Below are 20,942 nucleotides of genomic sequence, written 5' to 3'. Positions count from 1 at the left end.
ACGCCGGTCCGTTCACGTTCCGGACGGTCCGGACCGTGGTCCGCCGAACCGGCGGACCGGCGGACCGAAATCCGCTCACCGACCAAGCGGACCGGACCGGTGGACCGGACCCGCTCAGTCCAACGGTCCGTTCACGGAACCGGACCGTCCGCCTCGCGGTCCGTCCGCACCTCGCCCGCATGACCGATCCACCCGAAGACCCAGGAGAGACTCCCTGACCGATCACCAGCACGGCCCCGAGCGCGCCGACAGCCCCGATGCCGGCCTGGAAGCGCTTCTGGACTCGCCTACGTTCGCCCGTGACCTGCGGCGGGCGTTCGGCCCGGGCGGCCCTGGCGGAGCCAGTAGTACCCCGAGTCCGACTCGCGGCCGGACACGGGGAGGCTCCGCCCCAGGGGTGGCGGAGCGGGCCCGGCGCGAGGGCGCGCCGGGGCAGGAGTTCGAGGCCGAGGGCGGCCCCGAACCGGACGAACTCATCGCCGTCCAGACGGCAATCCTCACCGACCGCCGCCGGCACGACAGCCCCACCGAGGCCGGCATCGCCGAGCCGCGCAACCGCCGCTTCGAGGGCGTCAAGCGCGAGGACCGCGTCGGCCCACTGCGGTTCAAGCCCGACGAGCACGCCAGGCTGCAGACGGCTGCGCTCGCCCACGGCTACAACGGCATGTCCGGTTTCGCCGCCGACGTCGTCATGGCGTTCATCGACGGCCGGTTCTTCATCGACCTGCCCCTCGCCGAGGAGCGGCGGGCCACCCACCACTTCCGCTCGGTCTTCCTGCGCAAGCACGACCGCCTGGCCCACAACCTCAACCAGATCGCCCGCGCCGACAACGGCGGCTACGACCGGCCGGCCCACAGCCCCCGGACCATCGACCAACTGCTCCGCCTCCAGACCGAGATCGCCCACGCCTTCCGTCCGTCCGCCAACCAGGAGACCCCGCCCCACCCGTGATCGCCGCCATCAAGGACCCCGGCTCCAACACCCGCGGCCTGCTCGCCTACCTCTACGGCCCTGGCCGCCACGACGAGCACCACGACCCGCACATCGTCGCCGGCTTCGCGATGCTCGCCATGCCCGACCCCGGCCGCGACGAGCAGGCGACCCTCACCCAGCTCGCCCACTACCTCGACGAGCCCGTCCACCTGCGCAACAGCGAAGTCGGCCTCAAGCTCACCGGCCACGTGTGGCACTGCCCCGTCCGCGCCGCCCCCGAGGACCGCTTCCTCTCCGACACCGAGTGGGCCGACATCGCCCACCGCATCGTGCAGGCCGCCGGCATCGCCCCCGACGGCGACGACCTCGCCTGCCGCTGGATCGCCATGCGCCACGCCGACAACCACATCCACATCCTCGCGACCACCGTCCGCGAGGACGGCCGCCGCCCCAAGCTCCACGGCAGCGGGCGACGCGCCGCCGACGCCTGCCGCCAGATCGAGAAGGACTACGGCCTTCGCCGGCTCAAGCCCGGCGACGGCACCGCCGCCAAACGCCCCACCCAGACCGAGATGCACAAGGCCAAACGTCTGGGCTGGAAGCAGACCAGCCGCGCCTGGCTCGAAGACCGCATCCGCGACGCCATCCCGCACGCCGCCAACATCGAGGAGTTCCTCGCCTACCTCCAAGCCGGCGGCGTCGAGGTCAACATCCGCCGACTGCCTTCCGGAGACCTGAAGGGCTACTCCGTCGCCCGGCCCGGCGACCTCAAGGCCGACGGGACTCTCAACTACCTCTCCGGCAGCAAGATCGCCCCCGACCTCTCCCTGCCCAGGCTCCAAGCACTCCTCACGGCCAGCACCCCGGAGGAACACCCCACCGCCCGCCGCCACCGGCACAGCACCAGCTGGCAGCGCGCCACCGACGCCCTCGACACCCTCCACCTCGCCGAAACCGACGGCAACACCGGGGCCGGCGCCCACGCGCAGGCCCAGATCACCGCCCTCGGCGACATCATCAACGCCACCACCCAGGCCGCACCCCACGAGCTGCGCGCCGAACTACGAGCCGCCACCCGCGTGTACGCCCGCGCCCAACGCTCCCAGGTGCGCGCCGACCACCAGGCCGCCGCCGCCCTACGCCGAGCCGCCCGCGACATCCTCCACGCCGACGACGGACCCGGCGGCAGCGCCCTCACCGTCCTGATCGCCGCCCTCGTCTGGGCGGCAGTCCTCGCCAGCCGCTGGCACCACGCCCGCGGACACCACCAGCAGGCCCACGCCGCCCACCTCGCCGTCCAACACCTCCAGGCCGCCTACGACCAGGCCGCCGCCGAACACCTCGCCGCCCTCACCCACCGCCAGCCCGCCCAGGAGACGATCAACGACCTCGCCCACGACCTGCGCGCCGCCGTCCCCGACCACGCCGCACGCGTCCTCGCCGACCCCACCTGGCCCGCCCTCGCCACCGTCCTCTCCGACGCCGAAGCCGCCGGCCACCACCCCCGCCAACTCCTCACCGAGGCAACCGCCCGCCGCGAACTCGGCACAGCCCGCCAACCCGCCAAGGTCCTCCTCGGCCGCATCCAGCACACCAGCCGCAACCCCAAACCCAACCGCGCCGCCGACGCCGCCCGCCTGCGCACCACCAGGCCCACCACGACCGGCCGCGACACGGTACAGCCCACGCCTTCGCTGCAGCCCGGCACCCGCCAGCAGCACCGCAGGCGCTGAAGCTCCAGCCTGTCTCCGCGCAGGAGGAGGCTCCTCATCCCCTGGCGCCACGCCTTCCCGGGGCCGGCCCAGGCCCCCGCGGAGCGACCCATGCAGCCCATGCCTGCAGGCCACGCCCGCGGTCGCCCGGCCGCCACCGGACATCGAGCACCGCCGCCAGCAGGACCACACCCAGCCCCATCCCCCACCGCAAAGGACACCCGTGACCAACACCACCACCTTCGCCAGCCGGAACATCATGAAGCTGCTGTTCGACGCGGACTTCGCGTACCGCGACGACACCGACACCTGGTCCCACCAGGACGGCCGACCGTTCAGCGAGCCCGAGCAGGCCATGGCCGAAGCCGCCGGGGAGGAAGAGCTCGAAGCCCTCTTCGACGTGTACAAGCTCCTGCTCAAGCGCGACCTCGTCGACCCGATGGACGCCCTCCGCGTCCTCACCTACCGGTACTGGATCACGATCCCCGACTACGACGCCGACAGCACTGACCTCCTCGCCGCCATGACCGACCAGGACCGCGCCGAGTTCGCGCGCCTCTCCGACGCCCTCACCCCCGCCCAGCGCATCGCCTTCATCAAGAGCTGACCCTCCACCCCGCCCTGGCCGGGTACCTGCCCGGCCAGGGCGTCGATTTGATGTCTTCCTGCGCGATCGGGAAGCATCTCAGCCCCTCCGTCGTCGTGTGGTGCTTGAACCCGTCACACCACGGAAGGGCACCGCGCTTGACCAACCCCGCCGACGCCGACCGCAACCCCCACCGCAACGTCGTCCTCGCCGTCCCCCACCCCGCACCCCTCAACCCCTGCGGCATCACCATCACCTGCGCCATGTGCAACGCCACCCGCGACTGGCTCCTTATCCACGTCCAACCCGACCTGGTCTTCGTGCGCTGCCGATGCGCCCACGAGTGGCGCGAGCACGACCTGGAGACCGCCGACGTCACCACAGCCCGAGACGACATCGGGGACCACCAGGAGTGGGAGTCGTTCGAGCAGATGTACCGCGGACTCGGCTTCGACGGGCTGCTCGCGGGAACGGTGTGGAACCTGGAATGACCGGCGCCGAGGCCGCCACCAACCGGTGGCGGCCTCCTGCGGAAGCCAGGCCGGCTCAACGGACCAACTCACCTGCCGTCACTGGCCGCAGAGTGTGATCGTGATCGCTCGCGAGACTTGGATCTTCCGGCCGTACGTGTGCTACGTTCCGTGGTCCAACCGAAAATAGGCGACCCCGGCGGTGCTGGTAACACCCCGGGGTCCGGCAACAGGAGCTATCACTCCCGATGCGTGTCCATCGTAGCGCCCACGCGCGCAACTTCACTGTGCTGCCCAACGCCGTCCTGCAGTACCGACGGCTTTCCTACACCGCCCGCGGCCTGCTCGCCGATCTCCTCTCCCGCCCCGACGGCTGGCGCGAGGACGGCCGGCACATGGCCGACACCAGCACCCAGGGACGCGGCGCGATCCGCAAGGCCCTGAAGGAGCTGACCGAGGCCGGCTTCTACCGGGTCGAGAAGATCCGCATGCCCGACGGCACCATCCGCACCGAGACCCACGTCCACGACACCCCGCAGCTCACGGTGCTGCCGGGTGCCACCCGTCCGGTCTCCGGCGAAGCGACCACCGGCGGTGCTGACACCCTTGTAAAGGACCTGGTGAAAGAACCCTCCCTCCCCGCCGAGCAGGCCGACGAGCCGGCCCTCGCCGACGAGCCTCAGGCGAGGACCGGAGGGCGGGCGGAAAGCTCCGAAGAGGAGACCGCCGAGCAGCCCGTGGCGGCACCGGACGAGCAGGTCCGCCAGGCACTGACCACCCTGTTCCGGGTGATCCGCCCCGAACCGCGCCTGCGGCTAGGCCAGACCGAAGCCGAGGAACTAGCACCCCTCGTAGCGCGGTGGCTGGAACGTGGCGCGACCCCTGCCGACCTCGCTCAGGCCCTGCTTCCGGGCCTGCCCACCCCTGTGCACTCGGCGGTCGCGGTGCTCCGCTACCGCCTGGAACGCAAGATGCCACCCCTCCGGCCTGCTGCGAGGCTCGCAGCAGCGCGGTACGCCGAGTGCACCAAGTGCCACGACCCGGTGCCCCACGCGGGCATTTGCCGGGAGTGCGCGGGCCTCGGCACGCGAACAGTCTCCGTCGGCGGAGGCGAGGCGGCCACCCGCAGCGGAGCGGCCCGAGCCAGAGCGGCCCTGCACGCCGGGAGGACCGTCGGCCTGCACCTGGGTGGCCTGGCCACCGCTGGCTAGCCTGCGGCATAGGCGTTCATTCCGAGGCGGTCACGATCGCTGGTGTGCGTAGTGCGCGGTGGCCAGGACTGCGGCCAGTTGTGCGCGCACAGGCACCGCCACGGGTAGGGCACGAACTTGTCCGGAAGCCTGGAATTCGCGGGTTGCTGTTGCGATTGCCCGCCGTGCGAACCGCGTGGTCCCGGAGTCGGTGGGGGCGTGTCGAGAATGGCCGAGCCACATGCCAAGTGCGCGCAGGGGTACACGGTTCAGGTTGAGCCACGCGGCGGCCCACAGGTGCTCGGCCTGTGCGGGGTCGGACGGGCGGGGCTCGCTGCTGAACTGATCGGCGGTGTTGATGACGACACGGACAGCTTGGTCGCAGCCGGCTAAAAGCACACTCTGCCCCATGTCTTGTGGGATGCCTTCCAAGGCATCTTGCAGCGGTTCGACGAGTCGGCGTGCCCTGGTGACGAGATAGCTCTCTGCAGCCGATCTGACCCTGAGACCGTCTGCCTGAGTGCCGATGCGGGCTGTTCTCCTACCCGCCGCGCCTGCCAGCGATCACCAAGCCCGAGCCTGGCCGACACCTCATCGGCCCCGGCGCCACCGCCGCTGATCTCGTGCAGCTGCCTTTACCGCCGCGCTGTCTGTGCGGCCCCCTACAGTTCCGTCATGTCGAACTACCAACGGCCGCAGCCGAATCGCAAGCTGGTGTGGGCCGTGTACCCCGTCGGCACCCACCTCGACCGTTCCCGCGCCTCCTCCGGCGGGATGCGTGCTACCGCCCGCAATGACCGGGACAACTCGCTCGTCACCCAGGCCGAACTCTTCGATGCCGACGACCGGTACGACGACGGCTACAGGGACGGCCTAAGGAACCTCCTCGTCAACTGCGCCGCCAGCATCGCGGTGGACGTCGCGCGCGCCGTGACGGCCGCCGCCCTGGAGGTTGCCACTCCGTACGTCAAGGACGGGGCGCGCCGGTTCAAGGAGAAGCTGCGCCGCACGCCCAAGGACACCCCGGCCGCCGAGGTGGTGCAGGAGGCCACCCCTGAGTGGCCCACTGCATCTGATCTCCGACCGGTGGCTGCGGCCGCCGACCGCCGCGACCAGGTGGACCTCGTCCTGCGCGCCGACAAGGGTGACGCCAACGCGAAGGCCGCTCTGGAGCGGATCAATACGCGGGCGGTTGAGACGTACTGCCTCGCCGGGCACTACGTCGCCGACATGCCTGCGGCAGACGTCTCCGACGAGGCCATGCGCCAGGCCTTGGCCGCAGCCGCGCCCGGCTACGTCGCCGCCGCACTCGAACGCCTCGCCTTCGACGACGCACTGGGCCTGACCCCCGTGCAGCGGATGCGCCTGCTGCATCGTGCCGCAGAGCTCGACCCCGGCGTGATCGAAGACCTCACTGGCGCCAACACCCCGCTCGGGTAGGCCGGACGCTCCGCCGCTCCGCCGGAAAGCGAAGCAACCGATGGAACCGCTGCTGGCTGACAGCCGACAAGTTGAGGGCTGCCACCCGGGCACTCGGGTGGCAGCCCTCGACCTTGCTCAACGGGCACGATTCCACCACTCCACGGCCTCCACCGCCAGCACTCTTCTTTCTAGGACCTCGGCTTCCGCGCCGCTCTCGGTGACAGCCCAACAGACGTGGAGGTCAGCCCACGCCAGGGCGGCCTTGCCTCATCCCGTCGCTCGCATCGGCCGACCATCTTCGGCCTCCTCCAGGCGCTCACGCAGCCAGGTCGCGTCGGCCAGTGCCCGGTCGAAAACCGCCTCGCCGAGCCCGGAGGCCAGCGCCTTGCCGCTGGTGTATCACCGCAGTCGACCGCGCAGCCCCTCGCCCTGGCGCTCCCCGGCCAGGCCCGCGTACACCAGCAGGCCGCTCTCACCCTGCCGGACCAAGTAGACACCCGGCAGCCTCGGAACCTCGGCGCCGATCAGCGGAACCCATCCCGACCAACTGGCCATGGCAGTGACTTCTTGTTCGAGCATCGGCGTCCGGGCCTGGAGGTTCTGGGAGCGTTGGTGTTGCCGAGCGCACTGAAAATCTCGGCTCAGCTCAGACCGTGGTCAGCTGGTCCAGGGCGCCGATGATCGCCTTGATGATGGCCAGGTCGGCTTCGACCTCGGCAACGGAGATCGGAGCCCGGCCTCGTCCGCTTCGATCACCGGTGTGTGCGATGAGGTTGCGTCGCTCAACGATCCGTTCCAGTTCTGTGGTCGAGGTGCCCTTCCCGACCTTGCGGATCTTGTCGATCTCGGGGAAAAGCTTGCTCTTGCCCACGAGCGAGAAGAGCGTTCCGATCTGCGCCGGCGCAGGACTCGCCCGCTGTCGCACTTCGAGCTCGACGACCTGCCGAAGACCCCAGCCGGTCTTGGTGTACTTCTTCTTGATCGTTAGGTAGTCATCGACCGTGAGTGACAACTCCAGCAGCCGGCTTGGCGGCGGGTCCTGCTTTATCGCCGCCGGGTACAGCTCCATGACGCGGTCGGCACAGAAGGTCTCAATGGCCGCACATGCGGCAACCAGGGACTGCCGGAGCAACGGGCGGAGGTTCGGCTCCTCAAGGCGCTCGCGCCACTCGGCGTGTCCTGGCTTGAAGGTGACGAAGACCCGGTCGTTTTCGAGGCACTCCAGATCGGCCCAGTGCTTCTGGGGGGAAAGACAGCGCGCTACCGAGTCGTTCTCGAAGCTCGCGCCGCATGCGGTAGGTCCGCTGGTTACTCAGCAGCTTGGCAAGCTCCACCAGCATCTCGGCGTCCTGCATGTTCAGGTCGAAGGCCGCTCGCGCGGACATCTTCGGTGGTGCGCCCATGGAGTCTCCGTCCCGACCGGCGAGTTCGTCGGTGCATTCTCCTGCACAGGGCGTCGACTTTGCATGCGAGATCCACAACTCGGCTGTTCAGCTGGCCAGGCGTTGGCGGATCGCTTCCGTTCAGCTTGTTCGCGCGCGAGCACCTGCTGGTGGACCTCAGGGGCGGACCAAGCAGGTGGTCCTCCTTGTCCCGTGTCATGTCGGTTTCTTCAGAGGCACAGTGGTCGCGCGGATCGCCAGACGGCCTGGTGCCGCTAGGCGCTAGAGTCTTCTCATCCCACGGTTGCAGGGCGTGTTCCAGGGCGTGCTGTGTACCGCGTAAAATAGTCGTGCCCTGGAGACAAGGGAGCAACGTGCAACTCGTCGAGCTTGGCGTGACCAACTTCCGCTCCCTCGCCGACGTCCCAGGCATTCCCATTCACAAGCAGACCATCCTGACTGGGCACAACGACTGCGGGAAGACCGCAATGCTCGATGCAATTGCGTTCCTCCTGGGCGAACGCCAGATCGAGGACAGTGACGTGTCTCGGTTTGCTTCGGTGGGCAGGGAGAGGTCTGCGCTTCCTGCAATCGGTGACGACGGGGAGCCTCGCACCGTCATTGTGGAGGGCAAGTTCGAACTCTCGGAAGCGGAGGTCGAGCTACTTGACACTTCCTCTCCTGTCAGCGTGCGCCGCCGTTACGTGGAGGGCCAAGGCAGCCGACTGGAGTGGCAGACCAGCGTACCCGAGCGTCTTGAGCTGAGGACTCTGCCAGCCCTGAAAGTTGCGGATCTGCGCGATCTTGCAACCGAGTTTGACCTCAAACTGCGCGAGGGCCAGGCGAACGTTAAGGCAAGCTGGTACGACCTGCTAGAGGAGCATGCAGCCTCCGCTGCACATGTCACGGACTGGATCGAGGCCCCTCCTCAGCTGAGGAATGCCCTGCCGCAGTTGCTCTACTTCAAGGGTGATTCCGCCGATTCCCCCGAGGCGGTAGTCCGAGGCATTCTGACCGCCAAGCTCCGCGAATACACCCTCCTCGAAGACACCCGCCAGAAGATCACTGATCTTGAAACCGAATTCGCGGAGCGGCTTAAGGAGGATGCCGCGATCTTGCGCAAGCTTGTCGAAGAGCGCTGCGCTCTCGACGAGTTCAGCCTTGAACCGCAGATCCAGTTCAAGCCCACCATCGACCGGGTCCCATTGGCCGCGTCCGCCCATGGACAGCACCCCGTGCCGTTGTCTGCAGCGGGAGCGGGAAGGTCGCGGCGCATCACGTTGGCCCTATGGGAAGCCAGCCAGCAGCTTCTCTCCGGAGGTACGGAGGGTGCCGAGGCCAACGTGATCATCGTCTACGACGAGCCCGACACGCACCTTGACTACGACCACCAGCGTCGGATCATGGAGATGATCAAGGCGTCGGCCTCAACCTCGCACTCCACGGTGATCGTAGCTACCCACTCGCTCAACTTGATCGATGGCGTGGATATTCAGGACATCGTGCACCTGAACAGCCGAGACGGTCGCGCGTACATCCAGTCACTTGGCGCCAGCGACACCGATGCGCACACCCGTCGTTTCCTGTCCAACATGGCAGCCTCGCTGGGCTTTCGAAACAGCGTTCTACTCCACGAGAAGTGTTTCGTGGCCGTAGAGGGTGCGACCGAGTATGCGGCGCTACCGACCCTGTTCAAACTTGCATTCGGCTACCCAATCCAGTCCGCCGGCATCGCACTGTGGGCCTGCGGCGGCAACGACGGGGCCCTCAACTTCGCCAAGTTTCTCAAGGAACACAAGCGAACCGTTGTGTTCATGGTTGACGCAGACTCTCCGCGCGACAAGCAAAAGGAGTTCAGCTACGACCGCCTGCTCAAGCAGGGCTTCACGAAGGATGACTGCTTGTTCATCGGTGACCCGCACGAGCTGGAGGATGTGTTCAGCAGCGATCAGTGGGCTGACACCATGAACGAACACTGGCCCCGTAAGGACGAGAAGCCATGGGCGTCTCAGGACATCGAAGCGCTCCGCCTCGACGGGAAGTTCAGCAAGAAGCTCCACAACTTGCTGTACGAGCACTCCACCCAGGCCCCCCGCCATAAGGATGAGATGGTTGTTGCAATGGCCCAACGGCTACGTAGGCCGTCTGACGTTCCCAAATCCCTGGTGGATGTCTTCAAGGACGCAGTTAAGATCGCGGCTACTGCGGGACCGCACTACTGGGCCGAGGAAGACTGATCCGTTCTGCGCGTACGGCGCGCCCGCATCCTGCTAAGCCGTTGTTCGCGGGTGGGCGCCTCCCACGCATGGATGCCTACTGATGCGACCCAGCGCCGCCCGTGGTTGACCTCCTCCTCGCCGCACCATCGGCACCCGGACGGCGCTGGCGGATCTGTGTGCCGAACACGCACCAGCAAAGTGTGCATCTCAATGCCCTCCGCTCGATCCCGTCGACCTCGTACTCAAAGACTCCCATGCAGCACTGACACCCGGCGGGTCGAGATCTTGTGGCCCAGCCTTGGGACCATCGACCGGCGCCGAACCGGGTCAACTCGTCGTTGCGCTGATCTGTGAGTGTGGCTGGGTAGCTATGAGGTCTCCGGAGTCCCATTCCCGTTTCCGGTCGCTCCTAAGCCGACGCCAGGAGAACGATCAAACGAGGGTAACGGCCCAGGCGATTGAGGGTACGTTCCCATGAGTGCGGCAGCTGTCGTACATAGAGGGCCGTGCTGTGATCCGGTTCCCGCCTGAAGCCTGCTCGCCGACGGCTGGCCGCGCCACTCATCTGGTAGCGGTTGATCAGATGAGTGCGGTGAGTGACTGCCTTCGGAGTCTTCCTGGGTTGAGTTGGATCGGCGCAAAGCCCAACCGCAACAGATCCAGACTTGGCAGGGACAGACCTGCCCGCACTCGGTGCACTCGGCGATCACGGTGGTCCGCTACTACCTGGAGCACAGGAAACCGCCCGCCCAGCCCGATGAGTGACCCACAACGGCTCGGTGCTCCAAGTGGGCCAAGGGCGCCCTGGTACCCCAGCCCGGGGTCTGCCGAGTATGCACAGACATCGGTACACGAACAGTCGACGTCGACAGGGGCATCGCGGTCACCCGAAGCGGGCCCGCATGCCTGCGTGCCACCAATGGCCGCTGGGCAGCCCAGTAGCGCGGCCTCAGCTCACTGAGCTGACAACCGTCACGCCGCCATCGCAGGCAGAGCCCGAAGGCGCTCGCGGAACTCGGCGACGGCGGACTCGGCCGCGTAGGGCTTGAGGTAGCCGTCGAACTTGGTGAGGCGGGTGACTGCGCGGACGGAGTGGACCTTGGTTTCGAGGAGACCCAGGCCGCGGTTGGCAGCGTCGAGGGCACCGTCGAGGTCCTTGCCTGCAAGGCGGGCGGTGGCGAGGCGGCCGGAGCGGACGGCCTGGTCACGGGGGACGGCGTGGTCGATGGAGGAGGCGAGTGCGCTGGTGGCGCGTTCGACCTGACCGGCGCGGAGCATGATCTTGCCCTCGGTGGAGCTGAGCTGGGCGCCCCCGTACCAGGAGAGCCAGGTCGGGAGCTGGTCGCCGCCGCTCCTGGACCAGAGGTCGTGGGCGCGGTTGAGGGCGGAGCCGGCCTTCTGGTACTGGCCGTCGCGGGAGAGGCTCTCGGCGTGGTGGAGTTCGAGGTAGCTGCGGACGCCGGGCTGCATCGTCGAGGGGGTGCTGGCGAGCGCGGTCTCGACCTGGGCGACGCGCTCGGCGGGATTGCCGGCATCGGAGAGGTGCACGCCCATCTCGGCGAGGAGGAAGGCGCCGAGGGCGTCGTCGCCGACGGTCTTCGCGGCTCGGAGGGCACCGAGGTAGTGCTGCTGGCCGGCTGAGCGCAGGCCGCTGTCGTAGGCCATCCAGCCGGCGATGTAGTTGACCTGGGCAGCCAGCCCGTACAGGCGGGCCTCAACAGCTTCGGTGTGACGGCCCTGCTTGAGCAGGGTGGTGATGATCGCGAGGTCGCCGCGGGCCTGCTCGATGAGGCGGGCGCCGCCCATCTGGGCATCCAGGGTCTGGAGGGTAGCGACACGGGCTTCGAGGGTGTCGACCATGGAGTCGGTCACTTGGTCGCCGTTCAGGGCGGAGGCGAAGGCGGGCGAGGCCGAGGCCCAGCTCGCGGCGACGGTGGCCATGGCGGCCCCGGTGACGGTGAGAAAGCCACGCCGATCCATACGACCACTCCTGACCAGTTCCACCAGTACGTCCACGGTACCGGCCTTCGTCCACGGCGCCGTGACGCCGGTCACCTCCCATACAGGAAGCCATCCCGGCCACGGATTGGCAACCAGAGTACGGGGATTGACGCCCAGGAGATCGGCCAGCACGTATTGCGCGTCCGGCTCCGGTTCCTGGCCCTGCTCCCACTTCCAGACCAGGGTCCGGTTGGTCGCCAGGTGGATCTTTAGTGCGGCACCGCGGTCGCGCATCATGCCCGCGAACTGGTTCTTTCCCCACCCGCGCGACTGCAGCAGATAGGCGAGCGGGTGGACCGCCAGCGTGCCTTCGAGCATCTCAACCCCCGGCTTTTCAGGCCCTGTTAGTGAGCGTACTGCTACCCGCCGCAGCCGGGGCGCTCTCGGAGAGAAACCCCCTGGAAACGTTCCGCCACGCTCCGTCTCGCCGTGACGCTGGACCGGCCATCGTCCGAGGAGAGCGGAGGGAAGGGCCCATGGACAGAGCCGCGAGCGCACAGCGAGGCCGCCATCGAGGCGCGCACCACGACCCGCTGGGAGTCAGGTTCACGGCGCTGTGGGGGCTCGGTCACGTCGCGGCTCTGGTGCTGCTCGGGACCGTCGCCCAGCACCAGCTCGGCGCCGAGCAGCAGTTCGCGGCGCCGCCGGCACGCGTCGTCCCGGATCGGGAGCCGACCGCCTGAGGAGCCACGGCTCTGTGCTCAGCCCGCCACCCGCCAGCGAGTTGGAGGAGAAAGCACCGTGTCCTACCCGCAAGAACCACTGCCGCCCACGGCAGTGACCAGCGCCTTCGCCCGCCGTACCGCCGTCGTCACCGGGGCCGCCGGGTTCATCGGTTCGCACCTGTGCGAGCGCCTGCTCGACCTGGGTGCGGAGGTGATCGGCGTCGACAACCTGCTGACCGGCCGCCTCGACAACCTCTCGGGCCTGCGTTCGGCCGGCGGCTTCCGCTTCCAGACCGACGATGTCACTCAGCCGTTCGGCGTGGTCGGGCCGGTGGACTTCGTCTTCCACCTGGCCTCGCCCGCGTCGCCGCTCGACTACGCCCGCCACCCGCTGGCCACCCTGAAGGTCGGCGCGATGGGCACGCTCAACGCCCTGGAGCTGGCCGAGGCCAAGCGGGCCCGGTTCCTGCTCGCGTCGACCTCCGAGGTCTACGGCGACCCGCTCGTCCACCCACAGCCCGAGCGCTACTGGGGCAACGTGAACCCCGTGGGCCCTCGGAGTGTGTACGACGAGGCCAAGCGGTACGCCGAGGCTCTGACCTCCTGCTTCCAGCGCTCCGGCGGCACCCGCACCCGCATCGTGCGGATCTTCAACACCTACGGGCCGAGGATGCGTGCCGACGACGGCCGCGCGGTGCCCGCCTTCATCCGGCAGGCACTGGCGGGCGAGCCGATCACAGTGGCCGGCGACGGCAGCCAGACCCGTTCGCTGTGCTTCGTGGCGGACACTGTCGAGGGCCTGCTCGCCGCCGCCGCGGCGGACCACACCGACCCGGTGAACCTGGGCAACCCGCACGAGATCACCATGCTCCGGCTCGCCGAGGAGATCCGGGCGCTGGTCGGTTCCTCGTCCGCGATCACGTTCGTCCCGCTGCCCGCCGACGACCCGAAGCGCCGCTGCCCCGACATCGCCTCGGCCCGCGCCCACCTCGACTGGGAGCCCACCACCCACCTGCGCGACGGCCTGCGCCGGACCCTCGACTGGGCCGAGAAGCACTTCCCCCATCAGGCCACCGCCACCCCCGGAAGGAGCACCTCGTGACCACCGCTTCCCACCCGCTGCCCGCGCTCGTCTGCGGGATCGACGACGGATACGCCCGCCCGCTGCGGACGCTGATGCACTCGATCGCCGCCGCCCACCCGGGCAGCGTCGACGAGCTCCGACTGATCGTCCTCGACCAGCAGATCAGCGACGCCAATCGCCAGGCGATCCTGCGGGACGCCGACCGCATGGGCCTGCGGACCGAGCTGCGGCCGGCGCCCATGACCGACCCGCGCTACCCGGTCTCCGACTGGGTGAGCGGCGCGGTGTACGTGCGCCTGGCCATCCCGGAGGTCATCCCCGACGAACGCCGGGTGCTCTACCTGGACGCCGACACCCTGGTACTCGGGGACCTGCGTCCGCTGCTGCGGCAGTCCCTCGACGGGCGCCCGATCGGCGCGGTGCGAGACCCGCAGAACCCGGTCATCGGCCGGGGCATCCAGCTGCCCGGCTGGGAGAAGCTCGGCGTCCCGTACGGCAGGGACTACTTCAACAGCGGCGTCATGCTCATCGACCTCGACCGCTGCCAGCGGCTCGGCGTCTTCGAGCGGTCCAGGCAGTTCCTGTCCGAGCACCCGGACAAGGTCCGGTTCTGGGACCAGGACGCGCTGAACTGGTCTGTCGACGACAACTGGCACCGGCTGGACAGGCGTTGGAACACCTTCGCCATGTCCCCTCAGGCCGCCCAGCCCGGGTTCATCCACTACGCCGAGGCGGACAGCCCGCTCGCCCAGCTCCTGGAGGACGAGGCGACCGCCGCCCTGGTGCACTTCGCTGGCCCCGACAAGCCGTGGCAGGACAGCTACCCGGAAGGCCAGCTCCGGGACACCTACCGGCTGTTCCACGACTACGTCGGCTCGGGAGGCGCCGGGTGAACGGCCGGAAGCCGTTCTGGCGGCGGCCGTCCTGGTGGGTCGCCGCCGCCGTGGCCGCGCGCAACGTGAACGGGTTGTGGCAGGTCCGCCAGACGCTGGCGCGGGTCGACCGGCCGACCCAGCTCTCGGTGGTGGAGCCGGTGGTGCTGCACGTCGTCATTCCGGTGCTGCGCGAGCAGCAGCACGTCGCCGGTGCGCTGGCGTGGTTCGTGCCGCTCCTGCGCGACTTCCCGGGTTCGACGCTGACCCTGGTGTCCACGGCGCGCGAGGAGCGCGAACGCGCTCACCTCGTCGGCCGGCTCGCCGGGGCGACGGCGACCGACCTCACGGTACAGCGCTTCCCACAGCTGACCGACGACGAGCTGACCGCCCTCGCCGAAGCCCTGGCCAAGACCGGCGAACGCACGCTCACCCGGACGGCAGCCGCCGAGGTCCTGTCGGCCTTCCCCACCACGGCGGACGTCATCGCGAGCGAGATCGCGCGCCTCCGGGAGCCGGTGGTCCGGCACGTCCACTACGAGGGCGACGGGCGGAAGGCCGCGCAGGTGAACGCCGTCGTCGAACAGCTCGCGGCCGACTCGGCCGAGGAGTACGTCGCCGTCTACGACGTGGATTCCCGTCCGAGCTGTGAGTTGCTGCGACGCACCGCCGAGTTCCTGGCCCGCCGACGAGCGGAGGACGGCGAACTGCCCTGCGTCGTCCAGCAGTCCGCCCGCTTTGCCACCCAGGACGCCGCCGACAACTGGTGGGAGCGGGCCCTGTGCCGAAGCGCCGCCCGAGCGCAGACTCTGTGGACTCTCCGCCGCGAGATCCCCAACCTCCGCCGGTACGCCGAGTCCGTCCGCCACACGCGGCCCGGCCTTCGGGGCCTCGCTCAGACCGTCGGCCACGGCCTGCTCGTCCGCACCGACGTCTTCCGGCAGGTCGGCGGGCTGCCCACCTTCACTGTCCTCGACGACGTCGCCTTCGGCTACCGGCTCACCCTGGGCGGCATGCCGGTCGACAGTCTCCCCTTCACCACCACCGTGCCGGCGGCCGAGTACCTGCCAGAGCTGCTGTTCCAGAGCGAGCGCTGGTTCCAGAGCTACCTCGACTACCCGCAGTGCGCCGCCCGTTGGCACGCCCAGGGCCATGGCAGCCGCCTCGACCACGCAGCGGCGCTCACCATCGGCGCCTACCGGGGGATGGCCTGGCTGCTGGTCTCGCCTGCGACGGCAGCCTGCCTGGCCCTGGCGCTTGGACCGCGCACGCGCCTACCGGTCCGGGCAACGGCCACGGTCGCGCTCTGGGCGGCCACCGTCGCACCGGTCCGCCTACTCGCCGAGGCCGAAGGCCGTCCGCTGGCCATACGGGAGACCGCCACGCAGAGCGCGGAAATCCTGGCCGGGCTGCTGCTCAAGAGCATCGGCCCGATGACCGCCCTCGGCCGCTGGGCCGTGGCAGGCACCAGGCACTCGGCGCTCGCTCCCAAGAGCAACCGCCGCACGGACCAGCTCGCCACCACGGACAGGGAGACACTGTGATCCTCGGTATCGAGGGCGTCAGCTGCGTCGGCAAGACCACGCTGGCCGCCATGCTCGCCCCTCACCTCGACCAGCCCACCGTCATCCCCTGTTACTTCCACGCCAGCCCCGACCCCACCCGGCTGCCGACCCCGGAGCCCTTCACCGCGGACCACCAACTGGCCAACATCGCCCAGTTCCTGGACGTCGAGGACCTGCGACTCAGCCGGGCCAGGCAGGCCGCTGCCGAGGGCCGGGACGTGATCCTCGACCGCACCGTGGACACCCTCCTCGCCCACGCGCACGCCGTCGGCCGGATGAACGGCTTCGACTGCGACGACCAGGCCCAACACACGGTCACCAGCAAGGCCGTGGCAATGCCCGACCTGACGATCATGCTCACCGCCGACCCGGACGTGCTCGCCCGCCGGGCCCGCCTGCGCAAGGGCATGCCGACGATCTTCTACGACCGCCACTTCAGCGAGCACTTCAACGCCTACTTCGACCACCCGCTCGCCCCGGCCGTCGTCCGACTCGACACCACCACCGGCTCACCCGAGGAACTCGCCGCACGCGCCCTCGACCACATCCGCCGCCACCAGGCCGGCGAACACCCACAGCGGGAGGCATCATGAAGGCCGCACTGATCGGCTGCGGCGCCATCGCCAGCCGCTGGGTCCGATCCCTGCTCGCCGACGGCCGCATCGAGATCGCCGCCCTCGCCGACCCCGACCAGCAGGCGGCGCGGGCTCTCGCGGACCGATACGAGCTGACCCCGGCGTTCGCCACGACGCTCGACGAGGCGCTCGCGCTGGCCCAGGTGGACGTCGTCGTCAACCTCACCCCGCCCGACCACCACTACCGCGTCAGCCGCGAAGCCCTCGCCCACGGCCTCCACGTCCTGACCGAGAAGCCCCTGGCCCTGAACCTGCCCGACGCTCTCGACCTCGTCCACCTCGCCCGCGAGCGCGGCCTGCTGCTGGCCGTCATGCAGAACCGCGGCGCCGACCCCGGCTTCCTCGCCTTCCGCGACACGGTCCGCCTCGGCGGCCGGCCGCCCTTCGCCGTCGCCGCCGACGCCCTCGTCACCCTGCCCGGCCCCGGCTTCCGCAGGAGCCAGCACCTGCCCGTCACCACCGACCTCGCGGTGCACGCCTTCGACCAGGTCCGCACCCTGATCACCGCACCGCCGACCGAGGTCACCTGCACCGAGACGCCGACAGGCTTCCTCGCCTCGCACAGCTCGATCGCCACGATCACCGTGCGGTTCGCCGACGGCTCCCTGTTCACCTACCGGGGCGGCTACATCTTCGACTCGCTCCTACGGACCGACGCCAACGGCAACTGGTGGGTGGAAGCCCGAGGCTTCGCCGCGCGCTGGGCCTCGAACCCCGCCGACAGGCACAAGACGACCGAGGCCGAGCCGCCTGCCTACCAGCGGCGCATCACCGCCATGGTGGACGCCCTTCACCAGCCCGGCATCGTGCCCGTCCCCGCCGCCGGCAACCTCGGCTCCATCGCCCTGCTGGACGCCGCCCTCCAGTCTGCCGCCAGCCGCCGCTCCGTCCCGGTGCCGGAGGTGCCCGATGTCCGCTCGTGACGCCGTGATCGACCGCCCGCACCCGCTGCTGCTCGACGCGCTCGCCGCATCCGCCTTCGACGCTACTGACGCGCGCTTCACGCCCCTGCGGTCCGGAACGGACAGCCTCCCCTTCGCCGCCACCACTCGCGACGGCGACGAACTGGTCGTCAAGGTCCGCCGCGCAGGCAGCCGCTCGCGCTACCCGACCGCCGCCTGGGCCTCAGCCCGGATGCGAGAAGCGGGAATCCCCGCCGCCCACGTCCTCTGGTACAGCCGAGAGGCGTGCGTCGAGACCCGTTGCCCGGGTCGGCCGATCGAAGCGGAGCCGCCACAGCCGCAGGACCGGGACGCCACAGCCGGAGCCGGGGAGGTCCTTCGCCGCCTGCACACCGTCGAGGTCAGCAGCTTCGGTCAGCTCGACGGGCACGGCATCGGCCAACACGCCACCATCCAGGGCTGGTTCCTCGCCCTACCTGCCCGCCGCACCCCCAACCTGGTCGGCCTCGACCTGCCCGGACTGCTGAACCGCACCCGCCTTGTCCTCGAAGCCGGAGCCGACCGCCTCCCGGCGACGGCACCCAAGCTCCTGCACGGCGACTGGGTCGGCCGCCACCTCTTCACCGACGGCCGCCACATCACCGGAGTCGTCGACCTGGAGAGCGCCCGCGGCGGCGACCCGCTGGCCGAACTCGCCGGCTGGTCCCTGCGCGAGCCCGCCCCGATGACCGAGGCCCTCCTCGCCGGCTACTTCGACGGGCCGTTGCCCGCCGAGAGCCTGCTGCCGCTCGTCCTGTTCCGCCTGCGCATCGCGGTCTCGCTCCTGCACTTCCACGCCTCCTGCGACGACCAGGACATGGTGCGGCTCCGGGCCGCCCAGATCCAGGCCGACCTCGACGACCTCGACCACGGCCACCTCACCGCCGTCCCCCGCATCGCCCCCGATCCGCACTCCTCCGGGCGTCGCCGCCCGTAGGCAGCCCCGCTCCCGACTGGAAGGACGCCATGAACGACCTCAAGGTCAGCCTCCCGTTCCCCCGCGAGCCCAAGTACGGGCAGGCCGAGAAGGACGCCGTCCTCAAGCTCCTCGATGACGGGCACCTCTCCGAGATCAACCGCGGCCCGGCCACCAACGCCCTCGAAGCCGCCTTCTCCCGCCTTACCGGCACCCGCCACGCGCTGTCGTTCAACTCCGGCACGGCCTCCCTGCACGCCGCACTCCACGCGGTCGGCGCCAACCCCGAAGCCGGCGTCGCCGTCTCCCCGATGACCTGGATCTCCGCCATCACCGCCGTCTTCCAGGCGGGCAGCTACCCCGTCTTCTGCGACATCGAGCCGGACAGCCCCAACATCGCCGCGACTGCGGTCGCCCAGGTCGCCGACGAATGCTCCGCCGTCCTCGCCACCCACACCTGGGGCATCCCCGCTCGCATGGACCAGCTCGCCAAGGCCACCGACCTGCCGATCGTCGAGGACTGTTCGCACGCCCACGGAGCCCTCTACCAGGGCCGGGCCGTCGGCTCCTGGGGCGCCGCTGGGTGCTTCAGCCTCCAGGAATCCAAGTCCGTCTCCGGCGGCGAAGGAGGCGTTCTCACCACCTCCGACCGGGAGGTCTACGAGCGCGCCCTCACCCTCGGCCACCACCCCGCCCGGCTGGCCGACGAGCTCACCCTTCCCGAGCTGAGGCCGCTCGCCGGCACTGGGGCCGCCTACAAGTACCGGATGCCCGCCCTCTCCGCCGTCATCGCCCGCCAGCAGCTCCGCTCGTTGCCGGACCGGATGCTGGCCGCCGAGCAGAACCTGGCCACCCTCCGCCAGGCCCTGGAGGAGTACGACGCGCCCGTCGCCTGGCCGGAGATCGGCGAACTCTCCGTCCGCGGCTGGTACGGCACCCCGCTGACGATCAACGTCCGCGTGCCCGACCCGAAGACGCTGCACGAGAGGTGCCGGGCCGCCGGCATCCCCGTCCGTTCCCAGTACGAGGACTGGACGCAGACGCCGCTGCTGCAACGCCTCGACCTGGCGGCCCGCTACTGGCCTCACCTCGCCGACAGCCCGTACGAGCCGCCGAGCAGGGACTCGCTGCCGAACTACTACAAGGCCCTGCGCCAGATGATCGTGATGAAGGTGCCGCAGATCCCGGCTCCGGACTACATGGAGCAGGTCGCCGAGGCCCTCGCCACCGTCCTGTCCCGCACCGTGCTCACGGCATAGCCGCGAACGCCTCCTGCACGCCCTCGCGCCGCTCCGTCCACCAGGCCAGGAAGCGCTCGGCGGGCAGGAACAGGTGGTCGCAGGAGTGGTCGTCGCGGTCGTAGTGGAAGACCAGCTGCCAGTAGTCCGACATGCGCTTCCACCACAGCCGCTCCACCGCGTCCGCCAAGGCCGGCACCGGGATCGGCACCACCGACCGGTAGCCGGCCACGAACGCGGAGGTCCGCTCCAGATCGAGGAAGCCGTCCTCACCGCCGAACTGCACCGTGGCGGTGCGGGCGACCTCCTCGCCGAACGGCCGCACCCGAATCCGGTCCCAGTCGATCACCCCGGCGATCTCACCGTTCCGCCACAGCACGTTCCGGTGCTGCACGTCACCGTGCGTCCACCCCACCGGGCCGACCGCCACCTCGCTGGCTGGGCGCTCGTGCCCGTACTTGTCCAGCAGCGCCTTGCGCTCGGCCAACGCCGAGGCTGCTTCGACGTCGAACGCCGTCCGGCTCTCCAAGCGTGCGATCAACGCCAGGAAACGATCCGCCTCCTCGCGAGCCGCAGCGGGCGTGGTCACCGAGACGGTCACCCGCTGCGGCCCCGGCGGCAACAGGCCGGCCATCCGCTCATCGTTCAAGCTCCGATGGATCCGACCCAGGAGAACGCCAAGGTCACCGGCCTGCCCAACCGAAAGCGTCGTACCCGGTAGGTGGCTCCCCTCCATCCACGGAAGCAGGCAGTACCCGCGGCCGGCGACCTCGACCACCGCGTCCCCAGCCGAGGAGGCCCGTGCCCTGCCCACCGGCAGGCCGTCGTCGGCCAGCTCCGCCAGCACAGCCAGGTTCCGGCGAGCCAGCGACAGCGGCACATCGATGATCCGCTTCAACGCGAACGAGCCCTCGACCGTATCCAGCCGCCAGTTCCCGTTCATCAACCCGTCCAACAGGAAGCGGCGCTCCCGAACCTCACCCAGCCCGAAGGCCTCGCCGAGAACCGCCAGATCCTCTGCGATCTCGCTGTACCGCGGACTGCTCGCGGCGTCGAAAGTCGCGTCTGTCACGCCACGCAGGCTAGCGGAGCCGAGCGACCGAAGCGGTC

Annotated in this window: 19 protein-coding genes; 15 read left to right on the top strand and 4 right to left on the bottom strand. The window is 69.7% G+C overall.

The annotated features are described in order from the left end of the window. Positions 1–397: 397 nt before the first annotated feature. The 6 genes from BU198_RS37980 (at position 398) to BU198_RS37955 (ending at position 6,332) form a co-directional block, all read left to right on the top strand. Complete coding sequence (locus BU198_RS37980) at positions 398–952, top strand: plasmid mobilization relaxosome protein MobC (RefSeq protein ID WP_188301331.1); 555 nt, start codon at positions 398–400, stop codon at positions 950–952. Then, complete coding sequence (locus BU198_RS37975; RefSeq protein ID WP_188301330.1) at positions 949–2,667, top strand: relaxase/mobilization nuclease domain-containing protein; 1,719 nt, start codon at positions 949–951, stop codon at positions 2,665–2,667. The genes BU198_RS37980 and BU198_RS37975 overlap by 4 nt, the downstream gene beginning before the upstream one ends. A 202-nt stretch (positions 2,668–2,869) precedes the next feature. Continuing rightward, the gene (locus tag BU198_RS37970; RefSeq protein WP_188301329.1) at positions 2,870–3,253 is read left to right on the top strand and encodes a hypothetical protein; all 384 of its coding nucleotides are present in this window, start codon (positions 2,870–2,872) and stop codon (positions 3,251–3,253) included. Between the two features lie 137 nt (positions 3,254–3,390). Further along, entirely contained in the window at positions 3,391–3,723 is a 333-nt protein-coding gene (locus BU198_RS37965) for a hypothetical protein (protein ID WP_188301328.1), read from the top strand. A gap of 227 nt (positions 3,724–3,950) precedes the next feature. After that, positions 3,951–4,913 (top strand): hypothetical protein, encoded by a 963-nt coding sequence (locus BU198_RS37960; RefSeq protein ID WP_188301327.1) that lies wholly within the window; start codon positions 3,951–3,953, stop codon positions 4,911–4,913. A 654-nt stretch (positions 4,914–5,567) separates the two neighbouring features. Then, complete coding sequence (locus BU198_RS37955) at positions 5,568–6,332, top strand: hypothetical protein (protein ID WP_188301326.1); 765 nt, start codon at positions 5,568–5,570, stop codon at positions 6,330–6,332. Positions 6,333–6,713: 381 nt separating this feature from the next. Here BU198_RS37955 and BU198_RS37950 read toward each other — a convergent pair whose 3' ends face one another. Further along, positions 6,714–6,869 carry a hypothetical protein gene (locus BU198_RS37950; protein WP_188301325.1) on the bottom strand — a complete coding sequence of 52 codons (156 nt, stop codon included), beginning with the start codon at positions 6,867–6,869 and terminating at the stop codon, positions 6,714–6,716. Between the two features lie 91 nt (positions 6,870–6,960). Next, positions 6,961–7,539, bottom strand: coding sequence for a HEPN domain-containing protein (locus BU198_RS37945; protein WP_223245505.1), 579 nt, complete (start codon positions 7,537–7,539; stop codon positions 6,961–6,963). 531 nt (positions 7,540–8,070) lie between these two features. On the opposite strand from BU198_RS37945, the gene BU198_RS37940 reads away from it, so the two are divergent. Continuing rightward, complete coding sequence (locus tag BU198_RS37940; RefSeq protein WP_188301323.1) at positions 8,071–9,933, top strand: ATP-dependent nuclease; 1,863 nt, start codon at positions 8,071–8,073, stop codon at positions 9,931–9,933. A 954-nt stretch (positions 9,934–10,887) separates the two neighbouring features. Here the strand turns inward: BU198_RS37940 and BU198_RS37935 are convergent. Further along, on the bottom strand, positions 10,888–12,234 hold the full coding sequence (locus tag BU198_RS37935) for a transcriptional regulator (protein ID WP_188301322.1): 1,347 nt from the start codon (positions 12,232–12,234) through the stop codon (positions 10,888–10,890). A gap of 158 nt (positions 12,235–12,392) precedes the next feature. On the opposite strand from BU198_RS37935, the gene BU198_RS37930 reads away from it, so the two are divergent. The 8 genes from BU198_RS37930 to BU198_RS37895 are packed head-to-tail and all read left to right on the top strand — an operon-like array spanning position 12,393 to position 19,853. Then, positions 12,393–12,599, top strand: coding sequence for a hypothetical protein (locus BU198_RS37930; protein ID WP_188301321.1), 207 nt, complete (start codon positions 12,393–12,395; stop codon positions 12,597–12,599). Between the two features lie 58 nt (positions 12,600–12,657). Further along, positions 12,658–13,683, top strand: a complete 1,026-nt coding sequence (locus BU198_RS37925; protein ID WP_411293285.1) for a UDP-glucuronic acid decarboxylase family protein — start codon at positions 12,658–12,660, stop codon at positions 13,681–13,683. Then, positions 13,680–14,558 carry a glycosyltransferase family 8 protein gene (locus BU198_RS37920; RefSeq protein ID WP_188301320.1) on the top strand — a complete coding sequence of 293 codons (879 nt, stop codon included), beginning with the start codon at positions 13,680–13,682 and terminating at the stop codon, positions 14,556–14,558. The genes BU198_RS37925 and BU198_RS37920 overlap by 4 nt, the downstream gene beginning before the upstream one ends. Next, positions 14,555–16,081 carry a glycosyltransferase family 2 protein gene (locus tag BU198_RS44085; RefSeq protein ID WP_188301319.1) on the top strand — a complete coding sequence of 509 codons (1,527 nt, stop codon included), beginning with the start codon at positions 14,555–14,557 and terminating at the stop codon, positions 16,079–16,081. Before BU198_RS37920 ends, BU198_RS44085 begins: the two co-directional genes overlap by 4 nt. Further along, positions 16,078–16,695 carry an AAA family ATPase gene (locus BU198_RS44080; protein ID WP_188301318.1) on the top strand — a complete coding sequence of 206 codons (618 nt, stop codon included), beginning with the start codon at positions 16,078–16,080 and terminating at the stop codon, positions 16,693–16,695. The genes BU198_RS44085 and BU198_RS44080 overlap by 4 nt, the downstream gene beginning before the upstream one ends. After that, positions 16,692–17,660 carry a Gfo/Idh/MocA family protein gene (locus BU198_RS37905; RefSeq protein WP_188301317.1) on the top strand — a complete coding sequence of 323 codons (969 nt, stop codon included), beginning with the start codon at positions 16,692–16,694 and terminating at the stop codon, positions 17,658–17,660. Before BU198_RS44080 ends, BU198_RS37905 begins: the two co-directional genes overlap by 4 nt. Continuing rightward, positions 17,647–18,615, top strand: a complete 969-nt coding sequence (locus BU198_RS37900) for a phosphotransferase family protein (protein WP_188301316.1) — start codon at positions 17,647–17,649, stop codon at positions 18,613–18,615. The genes BU198_RS37905 and BU198_RS37900 overlap by 14 nt, the downstream gene beginning before the upstream one ends. A gap of 29 nt (positions 18,616–18,644) precedes the next feature. Continuing rightward, positions 18,645–19,853 (top strand): DegT/DnrJ/EryC1/StrS family aminotransferase, encoded by a 1,209-nt coding sequence (locus tag BU198_RS37895; protein WP_188301315.1) that lies wholly within the window; start codon positions 18,645–18,647, stop codon positions 19,851–19,853. On the opposite strand, the gene BU198_RS37890 is transcribed toward BU198_RS37895, so the two are convergent. After that, entirely contained in the window at positions 19,843–20,904 is a 1,062-nt protein-coding gene (locus BU198_RS37890; RefSeq protein ID WP_317620493.1) for a phosphotransferase, read from the bottom strand. The genes BU198_RS37895 and BU198_RS37890 overlap by 11 nt on opposite strands. Between the last annotated feature and the right edge of the window lie 38 nt (positions 20,905–20,942).

This window comes from Streptomyces sp. CBMA156 (assembly GCF_014596515.1).
Taxonomy (GTDB): Bacteria; Actinomycetota; Actinomycetes; order Streptomycetales; family Streptomycetaceae; genus Kitasatospora.
Note: the sequence above shows the minus strand (reverse complement) of the source record. Positions and strands in the feature narration are given on the sequence as shown.